This is a genomic window from Mucilaginibacter sp. P5_A4, from assembly GCF_056400605.1.
In genome coordinates this window covers 70,229-91,673 of record NZ_JBFUKX010000012.1, presented here as the reverse complement: position 1 = coordinate 91,673, position 21,445 = coordinate 70,229, and the positions used below count along the sequence as shown (strand labels likewise).

The window sequence follows — 21,445 nt, the reverse complement described above, 5'->3', positions numbered from 1 at the left end:
AATGAAAAAGATATATTTATTCCTGCTCATAACCGCAGCAGTTGGTTTTACCGCATGTAAAAAAAACAATTATGCAGAAGGCACACTTAGCCCAATAATTGCTATTGTGGATTTGAAGGGGCTGTACAAAGGTACAGATGTAACATTAACTGCCGAAAAACTAAGCGGTGCAAAAGAAGTTACAGGCGTGGTTATTTCCGATGCAGCATCGGGCAATGTTCCCGCGGGTATTTTAGTGATTGAAAACAACAGGCGCAACGCCATACGGGGTATTTCGCTGGCCATTGGCGCTTCTGCGGCCAACTACGTTCCCGGCGATTCGGTAGTGGTGCAGCTTGCGGGGGCTACCTTAACCAAAGTGAACGGCAGCATGCGCGTTACCGGGCTGCAGGAGTCGTCGGTAAGTAAAGTATCGGCCAATCATGTCATATGGTTGCAGGCTGTGCCATCGGGCAAAATACTGGCGTCGCCGGATGTTTACGAGCATACGTTGGTGACCATTAGCAAGGCTATTACCCAACCCGAACCTCTACAAGGAGAGACCCTATCAGGTGACAAAATTATTAATGACGGTTTTGGTAAGATGACCCTGCATACCCAGGCTGCAGCAATATACGCCGGGCAGGAGCTGCCTTTCAGTGCAAATTTCACGGGTATCCCCTTTATTTCGTCTACCGCGGCAGATACTACCGTGCAGTTGTGGCCCCGAACCAAGGACGACATATTTACCCTTGCTGCTACCAGGCCATCGCCTGTAATTATAACCGGGTACCTTACCAATCCAAGCGGCAGTGATGCCAATTACGAGTATATCCAGCTAATGGCTACCAGGGATATTGATTTTTCGGTGACCAATTTTGCTGTGGTTACCTGCAATAACGCCGGCACTAATCCAGCACCGGTTAATGGCTGGGCAAACGGCCAGGCGCGTAGCTATAAATTTAACCTTACAGCGGGCAAGGTAAGCAAAGGGCAGTTTTTTTATGTAGGGGGCAATAAAAACATCTGGGGTGCTGGCAGTACCGATATCAGCGCCGCCAATTGGATCAGCAGCACACAATATTCAACCGATCCTGGCGCCGGCTTTGGCAGCGCTACCTCAAACTTATTGGCCAATAGCGGTAACGTGGCAGGTATAGCCATATTCCAGGGGGTAACGGTTGATGCCACAACCGTGCCCGTTGATGTGATCATGTATGGTGGTAACGGAGCAGTTTATGCGGTTGGGCCGCCCGAGATTGGTTACCGTATCACCAATACCGACTACTATAGCACCATAAACCCGGTAAGCCGCGAAGCCCAGGGATTTTACGGCGGCGGTACCAATACCTCGAAACTGACCCTGCCAACCGATGGTAATTTCGCCCGGCTTGGCGGTGTTTATGATGCAATTACCGGCCGCTGGACAACCGGGCGTACGGTAGCAAGCATCCCCTTAACGCTCACATCATCTTTAAGCACTATTGAAGCCGGTACCGGTTTTACAATCCTGCAAAACTAAAATCAAAATCCCCGCACCGGTTAAAAATACAAGTGCGGGGATTTAACAAAAATTGAAAATGAACAGAAGATCTTTTATAAAAAATGTTGGTTTAATAACCGGGAGCGCCTTCATTTAGCAGCCTACAAAGACGACCTTAAAGTTAAATAAAAAGGTACTTCGTAGCGGGCAGTTGTACCGTTTTTAATAATTGCAGCAGTCATTTCTCCCATTTTTTCAAAATCTGTTGATATGGTGGTTAAACCGTTTAGTATGATTTTTTTAAGCGGGGTTTCGTTATAGGATATTACACCCACATCTTTACCTATCTGCAATTTTGTCGACAGGATCCGTTCAATCAAAACAACCAGGTCATTTTCCATCAGGTTGATAAAAACCTCGCCTTCGTTTATAGGTTCTTTGTGTATATCATGAACAACTTTGTAGGTAAAGGCATACTGAATACAAAAACTAAAGAAGCCTTTCAATATCTCACCGGGGAAATAGGTGTATTCGGGAAATATGATCTTTAAAGTATGGTACTTAATTAGCTGAGGCAGGGCCTGCTCCAGGGCGTGAAAAATATCTTTTTCAAAATTTTCATATACAGCTGCAAAGTCGCCTTTTACACCGGGTACAAGTTTGTCCAGTATTATCAGTTTGTCTTTAGGTAATGTGTTAATTATATCGTGCACATTTTCGCCGCCATCCATAAAATGCGGTAAAATTACGTAGTGCGTATAATCGTTGTTATTATTCTGGAGTAATTTTTTAAAAAATTCAAAGTCGTTGTTATATATATAAAAGTCGATAGCAGCCTCATGCCCAAGGCCATTAACAATGGCGTCGTATACCAACTTTTTATGGGTGCTTAGCTTATTAAATATTAAAAACACTTTAAATTGCTGGCCGGCCTCCGTGTTTTTAATATAATATCCCTTACCCGGTACAGAACCAAGCAAACCAATGGATTTTAAGTGTTTATAGGCTTTTTCGGCAGTATCCCGCGATATTTCAAAATTGAGGTTCAACTCGTTAATTGAGGGGAGTGTTTCATTAATAACCAATTTCCCTTCACGTACACTTTTAATAATCGAGTTGGCTAATTGTATATATTTGGGTGTGGATGAATAATAGTCAATATATATGTATTCTAATAATCGCGAAGATTTCATACCTCATCTTTAAATCCTATGCCTGGCTATAAACTTAAAAGCAAGTTTAAGCGAGCTAAAGTTAAAGCTTTTTGCCAGTTAATCATGATGTCACAGGATTGTTAACTGAGAAAAGAAATGTTACTTTGGCAAAACATACAGGTTGGTTTAAATATATAAGCAATTTTTGGACGAATCGTATATCAATAACCAATTGCCGTATTTAACCTTTTAACATTTACCTATGGATCGCGTAGCATTTAAAATGAAGCTTTTTCCCGGCTTTGAACAGGAGTACAAAAAACGCCATGATGAAATATGGCCCGAATTATCAGCACTGTTAAAAGATACGGGAATAAGCGATTATGCCATCTTCCTGGATGAGGAAACCAACAGCCTGATCGGTGTTTTGAAAGTAAGCGACAAGGCCTTGCTGGATACTTTGCCAGCAAACGCCGTTATGCAAAAATGGTGGGCCTATATGGGCGATATTATGGAAAGCAATCCCGATAACTCACCGGTAAGCATCCCGCTAAAAGAGGTTTTTTATTTGCCATAAATATTAAAAGATTTTAAGAGACTGTCTAAAAAACAGCACGTCATTATGAGTATCCACCAGGGTAATCCCTGGAAAAAACAGTAATGACATGTATGGGTACCACAACCTCCTCGTGATCGTCATTGCGAGGAGGTACGACGAAGCAATCCCCAAAATACAGATCGGATTTGCACAGTTACTCTGTAAGTTGGGGATTGCTTCGTACCTCGCAATGACGGGGTAAGAGGTTTGCGTGTAAAAAAAATATGCATTGAAAATCAACAACTTACAAGCACGGCATTATAAGGTACGAAGATAAGCTACCCTGTAAGGTGGGGATTGCTTCGTGCCTTATAATGACGTGTTTGCAAACTGCTGATTATCAGTGCCATTTTTTAATATAATCTATGTCATTGCGAGGTACGAAGCAATCGCATGCTACACAGAGCGGACCTGCACAGTTCGCGATTGCCACGCTGCGCTCGCAATGACATGGCTGTTGTGAGCCCCTAAAGCCAGCACGTCATACCCATTTTTTCCAGGGATTACCCTGGTGGTTACTCGCAATGACGCGTGGATATGTGCTTCATTATATGTTCGGCACATATAACTCTTTATGGTGATGAATTTGTTACACTAAGAAGGTCTTCATTCAGGATAGTGCAGGATGCTGCCTGAATAAACATGGTATAACTTTATCTATTATAAACCATGCCCCAATTTTGGGCAGCCAGATAACCAGGTAAATTAGTATTCATCATGATCAAATTGCGGTACAAGATCTTATTGCCCTGTTTTTGTTTTTTATTGTGGCTTGCCTTACCTGCAACCCTTTTGGCACAGGCATCTAAAATCAGTTTTAAATTTGATTTTGGAAGCGGCAAGGCAGCCAAAGGGTATCAAAAGGTAGGCCCGGATGATAAGTTTGATAACAATAAAGGCTATGGGTTTGATTTTGACTCAAAAGTAACAACAGTGGTGCGCGATCCCCGGAAATTACTTACCGGTGATTACGTCACCAGCGATAAACCTTTCTATTTTTCGGTAAATGTGCCCGAAGGCAATTATAAAGTAACACTGGTATTGGGCGACATTAAGGGCAACAGTAATATAACCGTGCGTGCAGAATCGCGCAGGCTGATGCTGGAGAAAGTTAAAACCGGTAAAGGCACTATAAAAAAAGTAAGCTTTGTTGTAAATATACGTAAGCGGGATATCGGCACAGGCGGTAAGGTATCCCTTAAACCCCGCGAATTTGGAAAATATGACTGGGATGATAAGCTCAGCCTGGAATTTAATGACACCCAAGCATGTATTGATGCGCTTGAAATAGAAAAGGTGGATAACCAGGTAACCGTTTACCTGGCAGGAAACTCTACCGTGGTTGACCAGGATGATGAGCCCTGGTGCTCATGGGGGCAAATGATCACCCGTTTTTTTAAACCGGGAATAGCCATTGCCGATCATGCCGAATCTGGCCTTTCCCTGGGCAGCTTTTTAAATAGCCACCGTTTGGATAAAATATTAAGTATCATTAAGCCGGGTGATTATCTTTTTATCGAGTTTGGGCATAATGATCAGAAAGAAAAAGGTCCCGAAGATGGGGCCTATAAATCATATACAGATCGCTTTAAGCTGTTCATCAGTAAAATACGCGATAAAAATGCCATCCCGGTTATTGTGACTTCCACCAGCCGCCGCGCTTTTAATGATAGCGGTAAAGTGGTGAATACGCTGGGCGATTACCCGGACGCTGCAAGAAAAATTGCCAAAGAGCAAAATGTACCGCTGATAGATATTAACACGATGACGGCTAAATTTTACGAGGCCCTTGGTAATGAAGGTTCTAAAAAGGCTTTTGTGTGGTATCCTGCCAACTCGTTCCCCAACCAGCCTAAAGACCTGGCCGATAATACCCACTTTAACAGTTACGGAGCTTACGAAATTGCCAAATGTATTATTGAGGGGATCCGGAGCAACCACCTGGGTATTGAGAAGTATATTATTGATGCACCACCTTATGATCCATCGCATCCTGACCCTGCCGTTACTTTCAGCCTGCCCGTCAGCCCTAAAAACAGCACTATAAAACCCGACGGAAATTAATTAAAAATCTTAATAATGATGATAAGCAAAAAACTGGCTTTGATGACTTTCGCCCTTTTAAGTATAAGCTTTTTTACCGTAAAAGCCCAGGATTTATTAGAAACAGGAGGCATAAAACCCATGCCGGCCCGGTGGATTGATAAAGAAACCGGGCATAAGGTTGTTCGGCTGGTAAACCGTGAAAATGATAACGGGAGTTTTTATTTTAACAACAATCCTTTTGTTCCCCAGGAAAAGGGCGAGGGTGATTTGATGGTGTTTTACGGTAAAACGGATAAGGGTTCGCAACTGTTCACTGTTAATCTGAAAACCCTAAAGACCGAACAGTTAACCAGCCGCCAAAAGGTATCGGGAGAAATGGTTTGCGCTAAAATCCGTGAGGCATTTTACCAAAGCGGCGACAGTATATTTGCTGTAAATGTAAATACCCATAAAACCAGGTTTATTTACGCTTTTGCCCCCGACTTTAAAGGCAGGGTAGGTACCGTAAATGCCGATGGAACTTTCATGGCCTGTGTTAAAGCTACCGGTGAGCAGGAACGCCAGATACTGGCCAGATATCCCGAAAAGCACGATTTTTTTAACCGGATCTATGATGCGCATATTCAGCATACCCTATATGTGCTTGATGTTAAACACAAATTATTAAAACAAATACACCAGGAGAACGAATGGACTAATCACCTGCTTTTCTCGCCCACGGATCCCTATAATTTGTCGTACTGTCATGAAGGGCCATGGGAAAAGGTAGACAGGATGTGGAATATCAATATAAAAACCGGCCAGAATAAACTATTGCATAAGCGTACCATGGTAAATGAAATTGCCGGCCACGAGTTTTTTTCGCCGCTTGGTAATACCGAGTGGTTTGATCTGCAGAAACCTAAAGGACAAACATTTTTTCTGGCAGGCATCAACATGAAAACAGGTAAGGAAGATCGCGTTTACCAGATGGACCGCAACGAATGGTCAATCCATTTCAATGTTACCAGGGATGAGCAAACATTTGCTGGCGATGGCGGTAATGCCGGGCAGGTAGCAAAAGCGCCCGATGGCATGTGGATCTACCTTTTTAAACCCGATGGGGATCATTTTAAATCCGAGAAACTGGTTAATATGAAAAATCACAACTATCACCTTGAACCTAATGTGCATTTTTCGCCCGATGAAAAATGGGTTATCTTCAGAGCCAATTTTGAAGGTCATGAAGGCGTTTACGCGGTCGAAATTGCCAAATACAAATAAAAAAATCTACATGTCGGTATTCAACAAAAACTTCAAAATAGCCGCCGCTTTAGTGCTTTTAATAAGTGCTGAGGCTGTAACCGCCCAGGTAACCTGGCCTGTTATTACCAGGCAAACCAAACCCTGGGCCCGCTGGTGGTGGGAGGGCAGCGCCGTAAACAAAAAGGACCTGGCCTGGAATATGCAAAGCTACCATGACGTCGGCTTAGGCGGAATGGAAATAACACCCATTTACGGTGTAAAAGGGCACGAAAGCGAGTTTATACCCTATTTGTCGCCACAATGGGTTGATATGCTCAAATATACACTACAGGAGGCTAAGCGGTTGGATATGGGTATTGACCTGGCCAATGCCACAGGCTGGCCGTTCGGTGGTCCCTGGGTAACTGATCAGGATGCGAGCAAGGAACTCTTCTGGAAAAATTATGACCTGAAGGGTGGGGATAAATTAAGTGAACCTGTTGTGTTTGTACAACAACCCCTGGTACGGGCAGACGGCCAGGCGCCAAAGATCACCGACCTGGTTGAACCCATCAGCAGTAATAAAAACCTGCAATTGATAGCACTTGACCAGGTGCGGTTTGAAAAACGTATACCACTCACTGTTTTAATGGCCTACGATGGCAAAGGACAGGGCCTGAACCTGACCAATAAAGTTGAGGCCGATGGCAAACTGAACTGGACCGCACCTGCCGGTAACTGGAAGCTATATGCGCTTTTTATGGGATGGCATGGTAAAATGGTGGAGCGGGCAGCCCCTGGTGGTGAAGGCTATGTGATTGACCATTTTTCGAAACCAGCACTGGATCATTACCTGGATAGGTTTAACCAGGCATTCAAAGGCCAGGATGTAAGTGCTATCCGCGCGTTTTTTAACGACTCGTACGAAGTAGATGACGCCCGCGGGCAATCAAATTTTACCCCACAGTTTTTTGATGAGTTTATTAAGCGCCGGGGCTACGATCTTCGGGATCATTTACCGGCCCTGTTTGGTAACGATGACAAAGAAAACAATAACAGGATATTGTGCGATTACCGCCAAACTATATCCGACCTGTTGCTTGACAATTTTACCAAACCCTGGCATGAGTGGGGTAAATCAAAAGGCGCTTTAATCCGTAATCAATCGCACGGTTCGCCATCCAATATACTGGATCTGTACGCGGCTATTGACATTCCTGAAACCGAGGGAAATGATATTTTGCGATTCAAGTTTGCTACCTCGGCGGCACACGTTACCGGTAAGCCGCTGGCTTCGTCCGAGTCGGCAACCTGGCTAAACGATCACTTTTTGACGTCATTAGGCGATGTTAAACAGGCTATTGATAAATATTTTGTAGGCGGTGTTAACCATATTTTTTATCATGGTATCAGCTATTCGCCAAAGGATGCGCCCTGGCCGGGTTGGTTGTTTTATGCCGAAGTACATTTTAACCAAACCAATCCATTCTGGAACGATTTTTCAACTCTTAATGAGTATATAACCAATTGCCAGTCATTTCTGCAACAGGGCAAGCCGGATAATGATGTGCTGGTTTATTATCCTTTGTTCGATAGTTTTTCGGAACCAGGCGAAAAAGGTTTACTTAAGCATTATGATGCCATGAAACCCGATTTTAGCGGCACCGGTTTTGAAAACTCAACCCAGGAGATGCTAAAAAAGGGCTACACTTTTGATTTTATATCAGATAAACAGATAATGACCTTGCAAGCCACAAGCGCCTGCATAGCCACCGGTGGAATCAGTTACAAAACCATTTTGCTGCCCGATTGCAGGTATATCCCGCTGGAAACGTTCCATAAAATAATGGATATGGCAAAGGCAGGAGCAACAGTAGTGGTGTATAAAAAACTGCCATCAGATGTGCCCGGATATGCCCGTTTAAATGAGCGGGAAAAAGCATTTAAGGATTTACTGGCCGGGTTAAACTTTACCCCGGGGCCCGATGGGGTTAAAACGGCGGCGATAGGCAAAGGCCGGTTTTTAATTGCTGATGAAATAATGCCCTTGCTGGATGCCGCTGGAATAAACAGGGAGCGTATGACCGATGATGGCCTTCAATTTGTACGCAGAACCTACAAAAATGGCAACAGCTATTTTATCGCCAATAATAGCGATAAAGCGGTAGATGGCTGGGTAGGCTTATCCGTTAATGCAGCATCGGTAGTGGTATTTGATCCGATGACCAAAAATTACGGCTTGGCAAGGAGCCGGAAACAAGGTAAAGGTCAAACCGGTGTTTACCTGCAACTACAGCCCGGGCAAAGCTGCATTTTGCAAACATTACCTACAAAAGTTAATATTGCAAATTATAAATACTACCAGCTTGCAGGTAAACCGGTAGCTATAAATGGTACATGGGCGCTTACATTTACCCAGGGCGGCCCAACCCTCCCGCAACCAATAAAAACCGCTGACCTTAAATCATGGACGGCGTTAGCGGGCGATGAATTTAAAGCGTTCTCCGGAACAGGCAGCTATTCAATCACTTTTAAAAAGCCAACCCTAAACGTGGTGGCCTGGCAGTTGGATCTGGGTAAGGTGCATGAAAGTGCCGAAGTTTATCTCAATGGTAAAAAGTTAGTTACACTTATAGGTCCGCAATACACGGTCACTATACCTTCAGCACAGTTAAGGCCGGTCAATCAGTTACAGGTAAAAGTAGCTAACCTGATGGTGAACCGCATTATAGATATGGATAAAAAGAACATCCCCTACAGGATCTTCTATAATACTAATTTTCAGTCACATAGCCCCGGATCCAAAGGTCCGGATGGCCTTTTTACCGCAATAAACTGGCAGCCTGAGCCATCTGGTTTGGTTGGGCCGGTTACCCTTAGGCCGGTTAAATATTTACCTATTAAATAGTTAATAAAGTTTTTTTTATGGAAAAAGGCGGTTGTTTTGACCGCCTTTTTTTGTGCCCCCATACTCCGTAAGCAGGATGCTACAGGATGGTGCTGTTGGAATTAACTTTTATGTTCGTTTTACATTATAACCTAACTGACCAAACAGTTAAACCCCTAAAATTAATTTTATGAAAAGAATCTTTATTCATTCTTGTAAAGTGCTGTTGCTGTTGCTTTTTTTTAATGCGACAGGCATCTATAGTGCTTTTGCACAACAACTCAGTATCACGGGTACGGTTACGGATAGTAAACATCTTCCCGTTCCTGCAGCTTCTGTGCAGCTAAAAGGCACAAAAGCAGGCACAACTGCAGATGTGGATGGCAAGTACGCTATAAAAGCTGCCGCCGGACAAGTGTTAGTGTTTAAATCGGTTGGATTTGAAACAAAGGAAGTTACCGTAGGCACAAACAACATCATTAATATAAGTTTAACCGAAACCGAATCGCAGTTAAATGAAGTTGTGGTAATTGGTTACGGGGCCCAAAAACGGGCGAATGTTACCGGTGCGGTGGCTACCTTTAAGGCAGATAACCTGGATGAGCGTGCCATAACCCGTGTTGACCAGGCGCTTGTAGGCCAAATGGCCGGCGTTAGTGTAAAACAAACTACAGGTGTACCGGGCAAGGCTTTTAGCGTTAATGTACGTGGCAGCGGTTCTATAAGTGCCGGCAACGAACCATTGTATGTAATAGACGGCTTTCCGCTGTCGGTATCACCAATAGGTAGCGGTGGCAGCTTTGGAACAGGCAACCCGCTGGATAATATTAATCCAAATGATATTGAAGATATCCAGGTTTTAAAAGATGCCGCTGCTGCTGCCATTTACGGATCAAGAGCATCAAATGGGGTTGTTTTAATTACAACCAAAAAGGGCAAATCGGGCAAGGCTAAAATTACTTATAACGGTTATTACGGATATAATGCGGCCAGCAAATATTTGCCTATGCTTAATGGCGACCAATGGATAGACCGCGCTACTGAAATGATCAACGCGGCTTATGTGCTTAAATTTGGCACCCAGGGTGCAACAGCCAGTGATGACAATGCTAAACGCCAGTCGCTAAACGGAGGGGCCTTCAGTTCGGCTTATATGCTTGATCCGAGGTGGGCTATGCCAGGTCATCCTGGGTTACAATATGTTAACTGGGAGAAAGCCATAGAGCAAAATGGTGTTATGCAAAACCAGGCGCTAAGCGCCAGCGGCGGTAATGAGTTTGTGAACTATTTTATCTCGGGAAATTATGCCAACCAGGATGGTTTTGTAAAGGGACTGGGGTATAAAGCTTATTCGGCCAGGGCTAATGTGGAAGTACATGCCACCAAAAAATTAAAAATAGGTTTAAATATAGCTCCTACTTATTCCATCACCCAGGATCCGGGTGTGGAGGGTAAGGATAATATTTTTCACCAGGCTATTAGCTACAGCCCTATACAGGAAGATACTGTTGGTTTATACCCAAATGCTTTTAAAAACGCGCAATATACCTGGGGTAATTCGGCCAATAGCCCCATAGCCAAATTGGAAAACAAAGTTGGGCAAACAAAAAAATACCGTACGCTGGCCACCATATTTGCCGAATACGAGATTATTAAAGGTTTAACATTAAGGAGTTCGGTAAACCTGGATAATGTTGATAATGCTACAAACAGCTATACGCCGTACACTATTGCGGGTACACTGGCTACCAGAACGTTTAATGCTTCAACAAACTCAAATCTTACAGCTAACACTTCGGGTTCATACAGTACTTTTAAAAGGCAAACATTTGTTAACGAGAATACGCTTACCTATAACACTACATTTAATTCGGTACACAGCCTGAATGTATTGGTAGGGCAATCCTATAATACCGACCGTTTAGACCAGTCAACGCTATCATCAGTTGGGGGATATACCAGCGGTGCAATTCAAACCTTAAATGCAGCAGCTACGGTAACGGGCAACACATCTGGTACTAAAAGTGTTTTGGTATCCTACTTTAGTCGTGTGCAATACGGATACAAAGACAAGTATCTTTTATCGGCAAGCTTACGTGAAGACGGATCTTCCCGGTTCGGGCCAAATACAAAGTATGGCATATTCCCGTCGGCGTCCATAGGGTGGCGGGTTATCCAGGAAGATTTCATGAAAAGCGTTCCCGTTATAAGCGATTTGAAACTGCGTTTTAGCTATGGCGTAAACGGTAACAATAGTATTGCCGATTATGGAAGTATTTCGCAAATAGGTTCATATGGATATGTTTTAGGTGCAGCCCAGGCTTTGGCTATTGGCCAGGCCCCAAGCAACTTACCAAATCCCGATATTCAGTGGGAAAAATCACAAACCTATGATCTGGGTGTCGATTTTGGATTTTTCAGCAACCGTTTAACCGGCTCATTTGACTACTATAATAAATTAAATACCGAATTATTGCTCAATGTACCTATCCTGCAATCAACAGGCTTTAGCAGCCAGTTACGCAATGCGGGTTCGGTACGTAACATTGGCCAGGAACTGGAATTAACCAGCCATAACCTGGTTGGTAAATTTCAATGGAACACGTCAATTAATATTAGCCATAATACCAATAAAATTGTATCGCTGTATGGCAACCAAAAACAGATCATCATTCCAAATTCATTTGATGTTTCTGACGCCATTTTACGTGTAGGACAGCCGCTAAACAGTATTTATGTTGTAAGACAAATAGGTTTCTTATCACAGGCTGATATAGATAACCACGCGGCAACATATGGTACCGGCGAAACCGTAGGCGATCCTAAATACCAGGATTTGAACGGCGATGGTGTAATTACCGAAGCTGATAAGCAAATTGTTGGCCATCCAAACCCCAATTATACCTGGGGTATCACCAATACAGTACGCTACAAAGGGTTTGACCTGAGTATTTTAGTGCAGGGTCAAAACGGGGGTTCAATTTATTCCTTATTAGGCAGGGCTATAACACGTACAGGGCAGGGCTTTACAGATAATACGCCTGCATTTTATGCCAACCGCTGGCGGTCGCCAGATAACCAGGGTGATGGACGCGTTAGTAAAGCTTATTCAACATTTGGTTTTGTGGCCAATACCGACTGGTTGTATTCGTCAAACTATGTGCGGGTTAGAAATATCACTTTGGGTTACGATCTGAAAAGTATTTTTAAAACAAAAGCTTTAGGTGCAGCGCGAATTTATGTTACCGCCGAAAACTTCTTTGGTCATGATAAATATTATGGTGGTTTCAACCCAGAAGCACAGAATACGGCAATTAGCTCTGACAGTAATTACCCGGAAGCCGGTGACTACGGAGGTTTGCCATTGGCTAAATCATTGATCTTCGGGGTAAACGTCACTTTTTAATTATTTCAACATTATCAAAATGAAAAAGATATTTTTTCTATCAACCATATCGGCTGTTTTTATGATGGCTTCCTGTAATAAGGAATTAAACCAGGTACCAATTTCAACATCTACAACAGTTACCTTTTATCATTCGCCAAGTGATTTTCTGCAGGCTTCCAACGCAATTTATGCCGATTTGCATAGCTATCCCGTAAGGCTGGCTAACCTGTCCGAAATACGTTCCGACAATATTTACGGCGTTTCGGTTACTGTGCGCGACTGGGATCCGGTGAATGATTTTTCACCATCATTGGCAGCAAACGCCTATGTTACCGAAGCCTGGGGAACCGATTTTAATGGCATTTTCAGGGCAAATACCCTGCTTGACCAGGTTGCCAAAAATGGCAGCTATATAGGCTCGGCGTCATTGGCTACGAGGTTACAAGCCGAAGCCAAATTTTTACGTGCATTTTATTATTTCGACCTGGTAAGATACTTTGGCAAGGTACCGGTTATTGATCACCCGGTAACAGCGTCCGAGGCTAATACCATTGGCCGCAGCCCGGTAGCCGATGTTTATAAACTGATTATCGCCGATCTGCAATCGGCCATTGCCAATTTACCAGCCACCTATACCGGGGTTGATGTTGGCCGTGCTACCAAATATGCTGCCGAAGCTTTACTGGCCCAGGTTTACATGGCTAAATCGGCACCAAACTATGGTATAGAGGGGCCGGGAACAGGATCAAATGAATGGGACCTGGCTTTGCCATTGTTGCAGGATATCATCAGCAGCGGTCAGTTTACGTTCAATACAAACTATAGCAATGTGTTTTCATATAGCAATCAAAGTCCTGTTACCAATAAGGAAGCCGTTTTTGATGTAATGTATGCCAGCGGTATAAGCGGTACCAGCGACCTTTATGGCGCTTCATATCCATGGACACTTACGCCAAACGGTTACTTTTTATCTATTAAGGATACCAAATCAAACGGGAGCCTGGAAATTATCCCGGTATCAAAAGATTTGGCAGGTAGTTACGATGCTGCTGATACACGTAAGGCATTTAATATCTACACTGCGGGTTATACCAATGCCGGGAGTACAGAAAATCGGCCATTCTTTAAAAAATGGCTTGATATCACCAAAATTCCTGCTGCCAGCCGTTTCGACTGGGGAATTAACTTTATTGCTATCAGGTACACGGATATTTTGATGCTAAAGGCCGAGTGTATACTGCATGGCGCTGCAGGTTCGCAAAGCGATGTTGATGCAATTGTTAACCAGGTGAGGGCAAGGGCCGGGCTGCCATCAATAGCCGGTGTAACGCTTCCTCAATTATTTGATGAGCGCCGCAGGGAGTTTGCTGATGAAGGTTCGCGCTGGTTCGACCTGCAAAGAAGCGGCGACCTGTTAACTATCATGAACGCCTGGATTGCTAAGGAAGATGCACAGAAAAGCATAAAACCGGTTGTAGCAAATTATGTGATCTACCCGGTACCGCAAACACAATTGGATGCGGCTCCAGGCCTGTACACACAAAACCCCGGCTATTGATAAGGAAAAGAGATGAAAGAATTGTCCTGGACATCATAAAAAGACTGGCTTATCCTCCGGCATTTCGGTGGGTAAGCCATTAAAAGAACAATTTACCTATGAAACTACTGCACTGTTCTGTTTTACTATTATTTATGACCGCAAATGCCGTAAACGCGCAAACTAACCTGGATTGGGCAAAAAAGGTAGGAGCCAAACATTATCCGGGGAAAACAACAGTATGGTATGTTAATAATAACGGTGCGCTTAATGATGGCAAAACACTAAACACCACTGCCATACAAAAAACCATAGATCAGTGTTCGGCAAAAGGCGGTGGTATAGTTTCGTTTAAGCCGGGTAAATATTTAACGGGATCTATATTTATAAAGAAAAACGTTTGCCTCAATATTGATGCTGGTGTGGAATTGCTGGGCAGCCAGGACCTGAAAGATTACCCCGAAATTGATACCCGCGTTGCCGGTATCGAAATGAAATGGCCCGCCGCTTTGATCAATATCATCGGGCAAAGTAATGTGGCTATTAGCGGGAAAGGTTTGGTGAATGCACAGGGCAAACCATTCTGGGATATTTACCGCAAAATGCGTGCAGAGTATGATCCCAAAGGCCTGCGCTGGATTGTTGATTACGATGCTAAACGCCCCCGTACATTGCTGGTTGCCAACGCTACAGATATTACCATTAAGGATATTACCCTGCAGCAGGCGGGTTTCTGGACCATTCAGTTGCTGTATTCCAAACAGGTTACGGTTGATGGTATTACCATTCGTAATAACGTTGATGGTCACGGGCCCTCAACTGATGGGATTGATATAGATTCATCAAGCTGGATCCTGGTACAAAACTGCGATATTGATTGCAATGATGATGATTTTTGCCTTAAGGCCGGCCGAGATTGGGACGGCTTAAGGGTGAACAGGCCTACCGAGTATGTGGTGATCCGCAAATGTATCTCAAGGGCCGGTGCAGGCTTGCTTACCTGCGGAAGCGAAACATCCGGCGGCATCAGGCATGTGCTGGCTACCGAACTTACAGGCAACGGCACCAGCAATGGGCTCAATATTAAATCGGCCATTACCAGGGGTGGTACGGTAGAGGATATTCATTTCACCAATATCACCATGAATGGTGTAGGCACGGCTTTCCAGATCACCATGAACTGGAACCCCAGCTACAGTTACTCCAAACTACCCAATGGTTATAACATTGACAGCATACCCGAGCATTGGAAAAAAATACTGCACCAGGTAGAGCCGGCCGAAAAGGGGATGCCGCATTTTAAAGATATCTATATTTCTAATGTTAAAGTGACGGGTGCCAAAAAAGCCATTAACGCCATCGGCCTGAAAGAGTCGGCCATGCAGCATTTTCATTTCGATAATGTCAATATTGACGCAGCTACCGCCGGTGACGTAAAGTTTTCACAGGGGTGGGAATGGAAAAACTCGCAGATCATCACTAAAGATGGTACAAAACTCGATTTAATTGATATAAATGCAGATAAATAATAAATATAGAGGCATAAAATACCTCCTGATCTGCATAACCGCGATCCTGGGTGTACTCTTTTGTGCCTGGTCTGTCCCGGATGGAAAACAGGCGGGCAATATTATTTCACTGGCCGGCCGGTGGCAGTTCCGGATAGATTCTGCCGGTAAGGGCATTGAAGAAAAATGGTTTTTAAAACCCCTTACCGATACCATTCACCTGCCTGGTTCTATGACAGGAAATTTAAAAGGCGACAATGTCACCCTAAAAACAAAATGGACAGGCAGCATCTATGATAGCTCGTGGTTTTATAATCCGCACATGGCCAAATACCGGCAGCCCGGTAACCTGAAGATACCCTTCTGGCTTACACCGCCTAAGCATTATACCGGGGTAGCATGGTACAAAAAGGAGGTAAACATTCCGCCGGATTGGAAAAATAAACGCATAGTGCTTTTCCTGGAAAGAGCCCATACAGAAACCCGCCTTTGGGTAGATAGTATGGAGATTGGCCTGCAAAACAGCCTGGTAGCCCCACACCAGTTTGATCTGGGTAGCAAAATATCGCCGGGAAAGCATAGCATAACACTTAGTGTTGATAACCGGGAAAAAGCCATTAATGTTGGTCCGGATTCCCATAGCATCACCGATCATACACAAGGCAACTGGAATGGTGTAATTGGTAAAATGGAACTGCTTGCCGGGGCAACCACATGGTTAGAAGACGTACAGGTTTACCCCGATCTGAAACAAAAAACAGCGCATATTAAAATATTGGTTAAAAGTGAAGGTGGTGAAACTACAGGCAAGATCACCCTATCGGCCAAAGCGTTTAATATTGCACATTCGCAGCTTATACCAGCTGTAAGTAAGTCTGTTACAATCAGGGATAGTACAAGTGAAATAACTATTGATTTGCCAATGGGCACCAAAATGCAAACCTGGGATGAATTTAGCCCTGCTTTGTATCAGCTTACAGCTACATTAACTACCGGTAAAGGCGACACAAATACCAAACAGATCGCCTTTGGTATGCGCGAATTTAAGGCTGATAGGAAAACTTTTACTATTAACGGGAAGCCGTTTTTTTTACGCGGCACAGTAAACAACTGCGAATTTCCGTTAACCGGCTATCCGCCCACAACCGAAGCTGAATGGGACCGGATATTTAAAATATGCAGGGCATATGGCTTAAACCACATGCGTTTTCACTCCTGGTGCCCACCCGAGGCGGCTTTCGCGGCAGCAGATAAAGCAGGGTTTTATTTACATGTGGAAGGGCCATCATGGGCTAACCACGGCAGCGCCCTGGGGCTGGGCCGTCCCATTGATCAGTATATTTATGATGAAACAAACCGCATAGCCAAATGGTATGGTAACCACCCATCGTTTTGTATGATGGCCTATGGCAACGAGCCCAGCGGCAAACAGGTGGAGTACCTGACTAAGTTTGTTGACTATTGGAAAGCCAAAGATACCCGCAGGCTTTATACCGGGGCGGCAGTAGGCGGCAGCTGGCCGGTAATACCCAACAACGAGTATATGGCCCGTGCCGGCGCGCGCGGACTGGCATGGAGCCAGCGGCCAGAAAGTTATTCGGACTACAGCAAGCAGATAGCACAGTTTAATGTCCCTTTTGTAGCCCATGAGATGGGGCAGTATTGTGCGTTTCCTGATTTTAAAGAGATAAAAAAATATACCGGCTTTTATAAAGCCAAAAATTTTGAACTTTTTGAGGAAGATCTGAAAGACCACGGTATGGCCGATGAAGCAGAAAAATTCCTGATGGCCTCAGGGAAATTGCAGGCTTTATGTTATAAGCATGAAATTGAAAAGGCCATGCGCACACCTGGTTACTCGGGCTTTCAATTACTGTCATTAAATGATTATCCGGGGCAGGGTACCGCCCTGGTTGGTGTGCTTAATGCCTTTTGGGATAATAAAGATTATATCACGGCTAAGCAGTTTGCCCGTTTTTGCAATGCCACAGTGCCGCTTATCCGTACCGAAAAATTTGTGTATCATAATAATGAAACCTTAAAGGCGTCAGTTGAGCTGTTTAATTACAGCAAGCCTATAACTGCCGCATTGAGCTGGAAGCTAACCAATGCACAACATAAGGTGATTAGCCAGGGTGTGCTTAATAAAAAGAGCTATGTTATGGGCAATTGCCAGCAGTCGGGCGAGATCAATCTGTCTTTATCAGGTATCAGATCACCGGAAAAACTGAACCTGGAGGTATCTGTACCAAACTCTCCCTATATAAATGACTGGGATTTTTGGGTATACCCGGCAACGTTGCCCGAAATTAAACCAGATGTATATTATACAACATCGCTGGATGATAAAGCCAAACAGGTACTTAATGATGGAGGCAAGGTGTTTTTGAACGTTGCAGGCAAGGTAGTAAAGGGTAAGGAGATTGTGCAGACCTTTACACCGGTTTTCTGGAACACCTCCTGGTTTAAAATGCGTCCACCGCATACGCTTGGGTTTGTGTGTGATCCCCGGCATCCCATATTTAATGATTTTCCAACGGCATCATATAGCGAAATTCAATGGTGGGATGTATTATTAAACGCACAGGTAATGCACCTGGAGGATTTTCCAACTACATTCCGGCCTGTTATACAGCCCATTGACACCTGGTTCATGAACCGCCGCCTGGCTTTCCTGTTTGAAGCAAAGGTGGGTAAAGGAAGCATTATGGTAAGTAGCGCGGATCTGTCGCCGGCAATAGATAATGAAAGGCCGGCAGCACATCAGCTGTATTACAGTATCCTCAAATATATGTCGTCGGTGCAGTTTAAGCCTGCCGGGGTTATTGATATAAACATTATTGAAGGCCTTCTTAAATCGGGATCCAAAGAGGTGTTTATTTCTTACACAAACGGCGCGCCCGATGAGTTAAAACCTAAAAATATTAAGAAAAAGTAAAACTATATCATGATAAAACCATTAAAATCCATTTTTATCCTGTTAATTGTAGCTTTCGCAGGACTGGCGTTCGTTAGTCGGCAAAAACCAACACTGTACCTCATCGGAGATTCTACAACCCATAACAGCGATAAGGAAACATGGGGTTGGGGCAGTATCATTCCAAACTATTTTAACCTGTCGAAGATCAATATCGAGAATCATGCTATGGCTGGCCGCAGCATGCGTACTTTTATAAAAGAAGGCAGGTGGAACAAAGTAGATTCCCTGTTAAAGCCCGGCGATTTTGTAATGATGGTATTTGGTCATAATGAAGGCAGCCAGCCCGATACTACAAAAAAAGGATACCGCGGCGTATTAAAAGGTACAGGCGAGGAAACAGTAGAGCTTACCTGGCCTAATGGCATAAAAGAAACCGTACACACCTACGGCTGGTATTTTCGCAAATTTATAAGGGAAACCAAAGCTAAGGGCGCTACGCCAATGGTATTGTCCATGATTCCCCGTAATGAGTTTCGCGAGGGTAAAGTGATCCGTGCTGATAATGATTATGGTAAATGGGCGCGGGAAGTTGCGCAACAGGAAGGGACCATCTTTATTGACATGAACCGGCTCACCGCTGATAAGTATGACCAATGGGGACCCGATTCGGTAAAGAAATTCTTTCCCGGGGATCATACCCATACCAATAAAGCAGGCGCTACTGTAAATGCTGAATCTGTCGCCGAAGGCATCCGGGCCGATCCGAAGAATCCTTTAAATAAATATCTTAAAAACTAATTGCTAAGCTATTATGAAAAACTTAATGCGTAAAAATGCAGGTTTTAGCTTAATGCTGATAGCGGCGATAATGCTATCGTCTTTTATGCTGATAAAACCTGTTGATAAACCAACATTTTACCTCATTGGCGATTCAACCGTAAAAAATGGTAAGGGTAAGGGGGATGGTGGCTTGTGGGGATGGGGCAACTATATAGCCCCTTATTTTGATACAACCCGGATATCAGTTGAAAACGATGCCCTGGGCGGAACCAGTAGCCGCACTTTTCAAACGCTGGGGCTATGGGATAAGGTACTGGCAAAAGTAAAACCCGGCGACTTTGTAATTATGCAATTTGGCCATAACGATGCCGGTGCACTGGATGATACCGCCCGGGCACGCGGAACCATCAAGGGCATCGGCAACGAGCAGCAGGAAATATACAACCCGAAAAGAAAAATACAGGAAGTGGTACATACCTACGGCTGGTACATGCGCAAATACATTGCCGATATAAAGGCCAAAGGCGCAACGCCAATTATTTGTTCGCCAATACCGCGTAATGTTTGGAAGGATGGTAAATCGGCCGGCCGCAACAACCAGAACAGTTACGGGCAATGGGCCAGGGAGTTAGGTGAGGAAACCGGTACTTATTTCGTAGATCTGAATAAAATGATAGCGGATGATTATGATGCGGAGGGTGAGGCAAAAGTAAAATCGACCTATTTTGGTACCGATGCTACCCACACGCTCGAGCCGGGTGCGCAACTAAATGCAAGGCTTGTGATCCAGGGAATCAGGTCATTTAGTAAACTGGCCTTGAATAAATATTTGAAGTAATGGCATGGGTTCGGCTAGGGAAATTGAAATCATGAAAAGAAGAGACTTTATTGAGCACTTAGGTTTGGCTTCGGCAATGGCATTATTGCCTGGCCTGGCATTTGGCGCACCGGAAGGCCATGTTTCTTCTTTTGCCAGAAAACTGAAACCGGTTGGTCGTGCATTGGAAATGGAAGGCTACTACGCTTGGTGCAACAGCCCCATTGAAGGGCCGGACGGCAGAATTCATGTATTTTTTTCCCGGTGGGTGGCAACAAAAAAAATGAGTGGATGGATCAATGGCTCCGAAATTTGCCATGCTGTGGCCGATACCCCCGAAAGCGAATTTAAGTTTACGGGAACCATCCTTGCCCCACGCGGGCCTGGCTATTGGGATGCAACCACCTGCCATAATCCGTCGATCAAAATTGTGGATGGCAAATATTGCCTGTTTTTTATGGGTAATTCCAACGGCAAAACCAATACCAAGCGTATCGGGCTGGCAACTGCCGATTCTCCGGATGGCCCATGGACACGCCCGGACGAACCTTTATTATTGCCAGGAGCGACCGGAGCATGGGATGATCATTGTACCACCAACCCGGCATTCATCAAACATCCCAACGGGCAATACTGGTTATTCTATAAATCATGGAACACCAAAGAATATGAAACCTCAACCGATCCGCTGGTAAAGGGAAACCGCAAATATGGCCTGGCCATTTCCGATAAGCTGGAAGGGCCTTATGTAAAGTATGAGGCAAACCCGGTAATAGATTTTTCGGCACGCGGCAATAATGCCCAACTGGAAGATGCCTTTGTTTGGCTGGATAAGGGCCGCTTTAAAATGCTGGCCCGGGATATGGGCGTGTTTAACCACCAGTATGGTTTGTACATGGAGTCCAAAACCGGTAAGAAGTGGAACGAACCCGAAATAGGCTATTTTAATGCCGAATATTATCATATCAACCAGCCGCCACCTCCAAAATATTTAAACAAATATGGCCGCTTTGAAAGGCCGCAACTATTGTTTCAAAACGGTAAACCTACATACATGTTCACCACATCGCAAGGGGGTAAATACATGACGGCTTCGCCTTTTATATTTAAAATAGAATCATAAT

At 44.2% G+C, this 21,445-nt stretch carries 13 protein-coding genes; 12 read left to right on the top strand and 1 reads right to left on the bottom strand.

Features of this window, described 5'->3' with window-relative positions:
• Window position 1 precedes the first annotated feature (1 nt).
• On the top strand, window positions 2–1,501 hold the full coding sequence (locus tag AC1DQW_RS09915) for a DUF5689 domain-containing protein (RefSeq protein ID WP_477453934.1): 1,500 nt from the start codon (window positions 2–4) through the stop codon (window positions 1,499–1,501).
• 122 nt (window positions 1,502–1,623) lie between these two features.
• Here the strand turns inward: AC1DQW_RS09915 and AC1DQW_RS09910 are convergent, their stop codons facing one another.
• Window positions 1,624–2,655: a GntR family transcriptional regulator gene (locus AC1DQW_RS09910; protein WP_477453933.1), complete on the bottom strand. Its 1,032-nt coding sequence runs from the start codon at window positions 2,653–2,655 to the stop codon at window positions 1,624–1,626.
• 223 nt (window positions 2,656–2,878) lie between these two features.
• On the opposite strand from AC1DQW_RS09910, the gene rhaM reads away from it, so the two are divergent.
• From rhaM to AC1DQW_RS09855, 11 genes are all read left to right on the top strand, one after another.
• Entirely contained in the window at window positions 2,879–3,193 is a 315-nt protein-coding gene (gene rhaM, locus AC1DQW_RS09905; RefSeq protein WP_477453932.1) for an L-rhamnose mutarotase, read from the top strand.
• 738 nt (window positions 3,194–3,931) lie between these two features.
• Window positions 3,932–5,278 (top strand): rhamnogalacturonan acetylesterase, encoded by a 1,347-nt coding sequence (locus AC1DQW_RS09900; RefSeq protein ID WP_477453931.1) that lies wholly within the window; start codon window positions 3,932–3,934, stop codon window positions 5,276–5,278.
• Window positions 5,279–5,293: 15 nt separating this feature from the next.
• Window positions 5,294–6,523, top strand: a complete 1,230-nt coding sequence (locus AC1DQW_RS09895; RefSeq protein ID WP_477453930.1) for an oligogalacturonate lyase family protein — start codon at window positions 5,294–5,296, stop codon at window positions 6,521–6,523.
• A gap of 10 nt (window positions 6,524–6,533) precedes the next feature.
• On the top strand, window positions 6,534–9,392 hold the full coding sequence (locus AC1DQW_RS09890; RefSeq protein ID WP_477453929.1) for a glycosyl hydrolase: 2,859 nt from the start codon (window positions 6,534–6,536) through the stop codon (window positions 9,390–9,392).
• A gap of 169 nt (window positions 9,393–9,561) precedes the next feature.
• Complete coding sequence (locus AC1DQW_RS09885) at window positions 9,562–12,777, top strand: SusC/RagA family TonB-linked outer membrane protein (RefSeq protein ID WP_477453928.1); 3,216 nt, start codon at window positions 9,562–9,564, stop codon at window positions 12,775–12,777.
• Window positions 12,778–12,796: 19 nt separating this feature from the next.
• Complete coding sequence (locus AC1DQW_RS09880; protein ID WP_477453927.1) at window positions 12,797–14,317, top strand: RagB/SusD family nutrient uptake outer membrane protein; 1,521 nt, start codon at window positions 12,797–12,799, stop codon at window positions 14,315–14,317.
• Between the two features lie 98 nt (window positions 14,318–14,415).
• Complete coding sequence (locus tag AC1DQW_RS09875) at window positions 14,416–15,825, top strand: glycoside hydrolase family 28 protein (protein WP_477453926.1); 1,410 nt, start codon at window positions 14,416–14,418, stop codon at window positions 15,823–15,825.
• Window positions 15,812–18,742 carry an exo-beta-1,4-galactosidase gene (locus tag AC1DQW_RS09870; protein ID WP_477453925.1) on the top strand — a complete coding sequence of 977 codons (2,931 nt, stop codon included), beginning with the start codon at window positions 15,812–15,814 and terminating at the stop codon, window positions 18,740–18,742. Before AC1DQW_RS09875 ends, AC1DQW_RS09870 begins: the two co-directional genes overlap by 14 nt.
• Before the next feature lie 9 nt (window positions 18,743–18,751).
• Window positions 18,752–19,522: a rhamnogalacturonan acetylesterase gene (locus AC1DQW_RS09865; RefSeq protein ID WP_477453924.1), complete on the top strand. Its 771-nt coding sequence runs from the start codon at window positions 18,752–18,754 to the stop codon at window positions 19,520–19,522.
• Window positions 19,523–19,535: 13 nt separating this feature from the next.
• The gene (locus AC1DQW_RS09860; RefSeq protein ID WP_477453923.1) at window positions 19,536–20,342 is read left to right on the top strand and encodes a rhamnogalacturonan acetylesterase; all 807 of its coding nucleotides are present in this window, start codon (window positions 19,536–19,538) and stop codon (window positions 20,340–20,342) included.
• Between the two features lie 31 nt (window positions 20,343–20,373).
• On the top strand, window positions 20,374–21,444 hold the full coding sequence (locus AC1DQW_RS09855; protein ID WP_477453922.1) for a glycoside hydrolase family protein: 1,071 nt from the start codon (window positions 20,374–20,376) through the stop codon (window positions 21,442–21,444).
• Window position 21,445 lies beyond the last annotated feature (1 nt).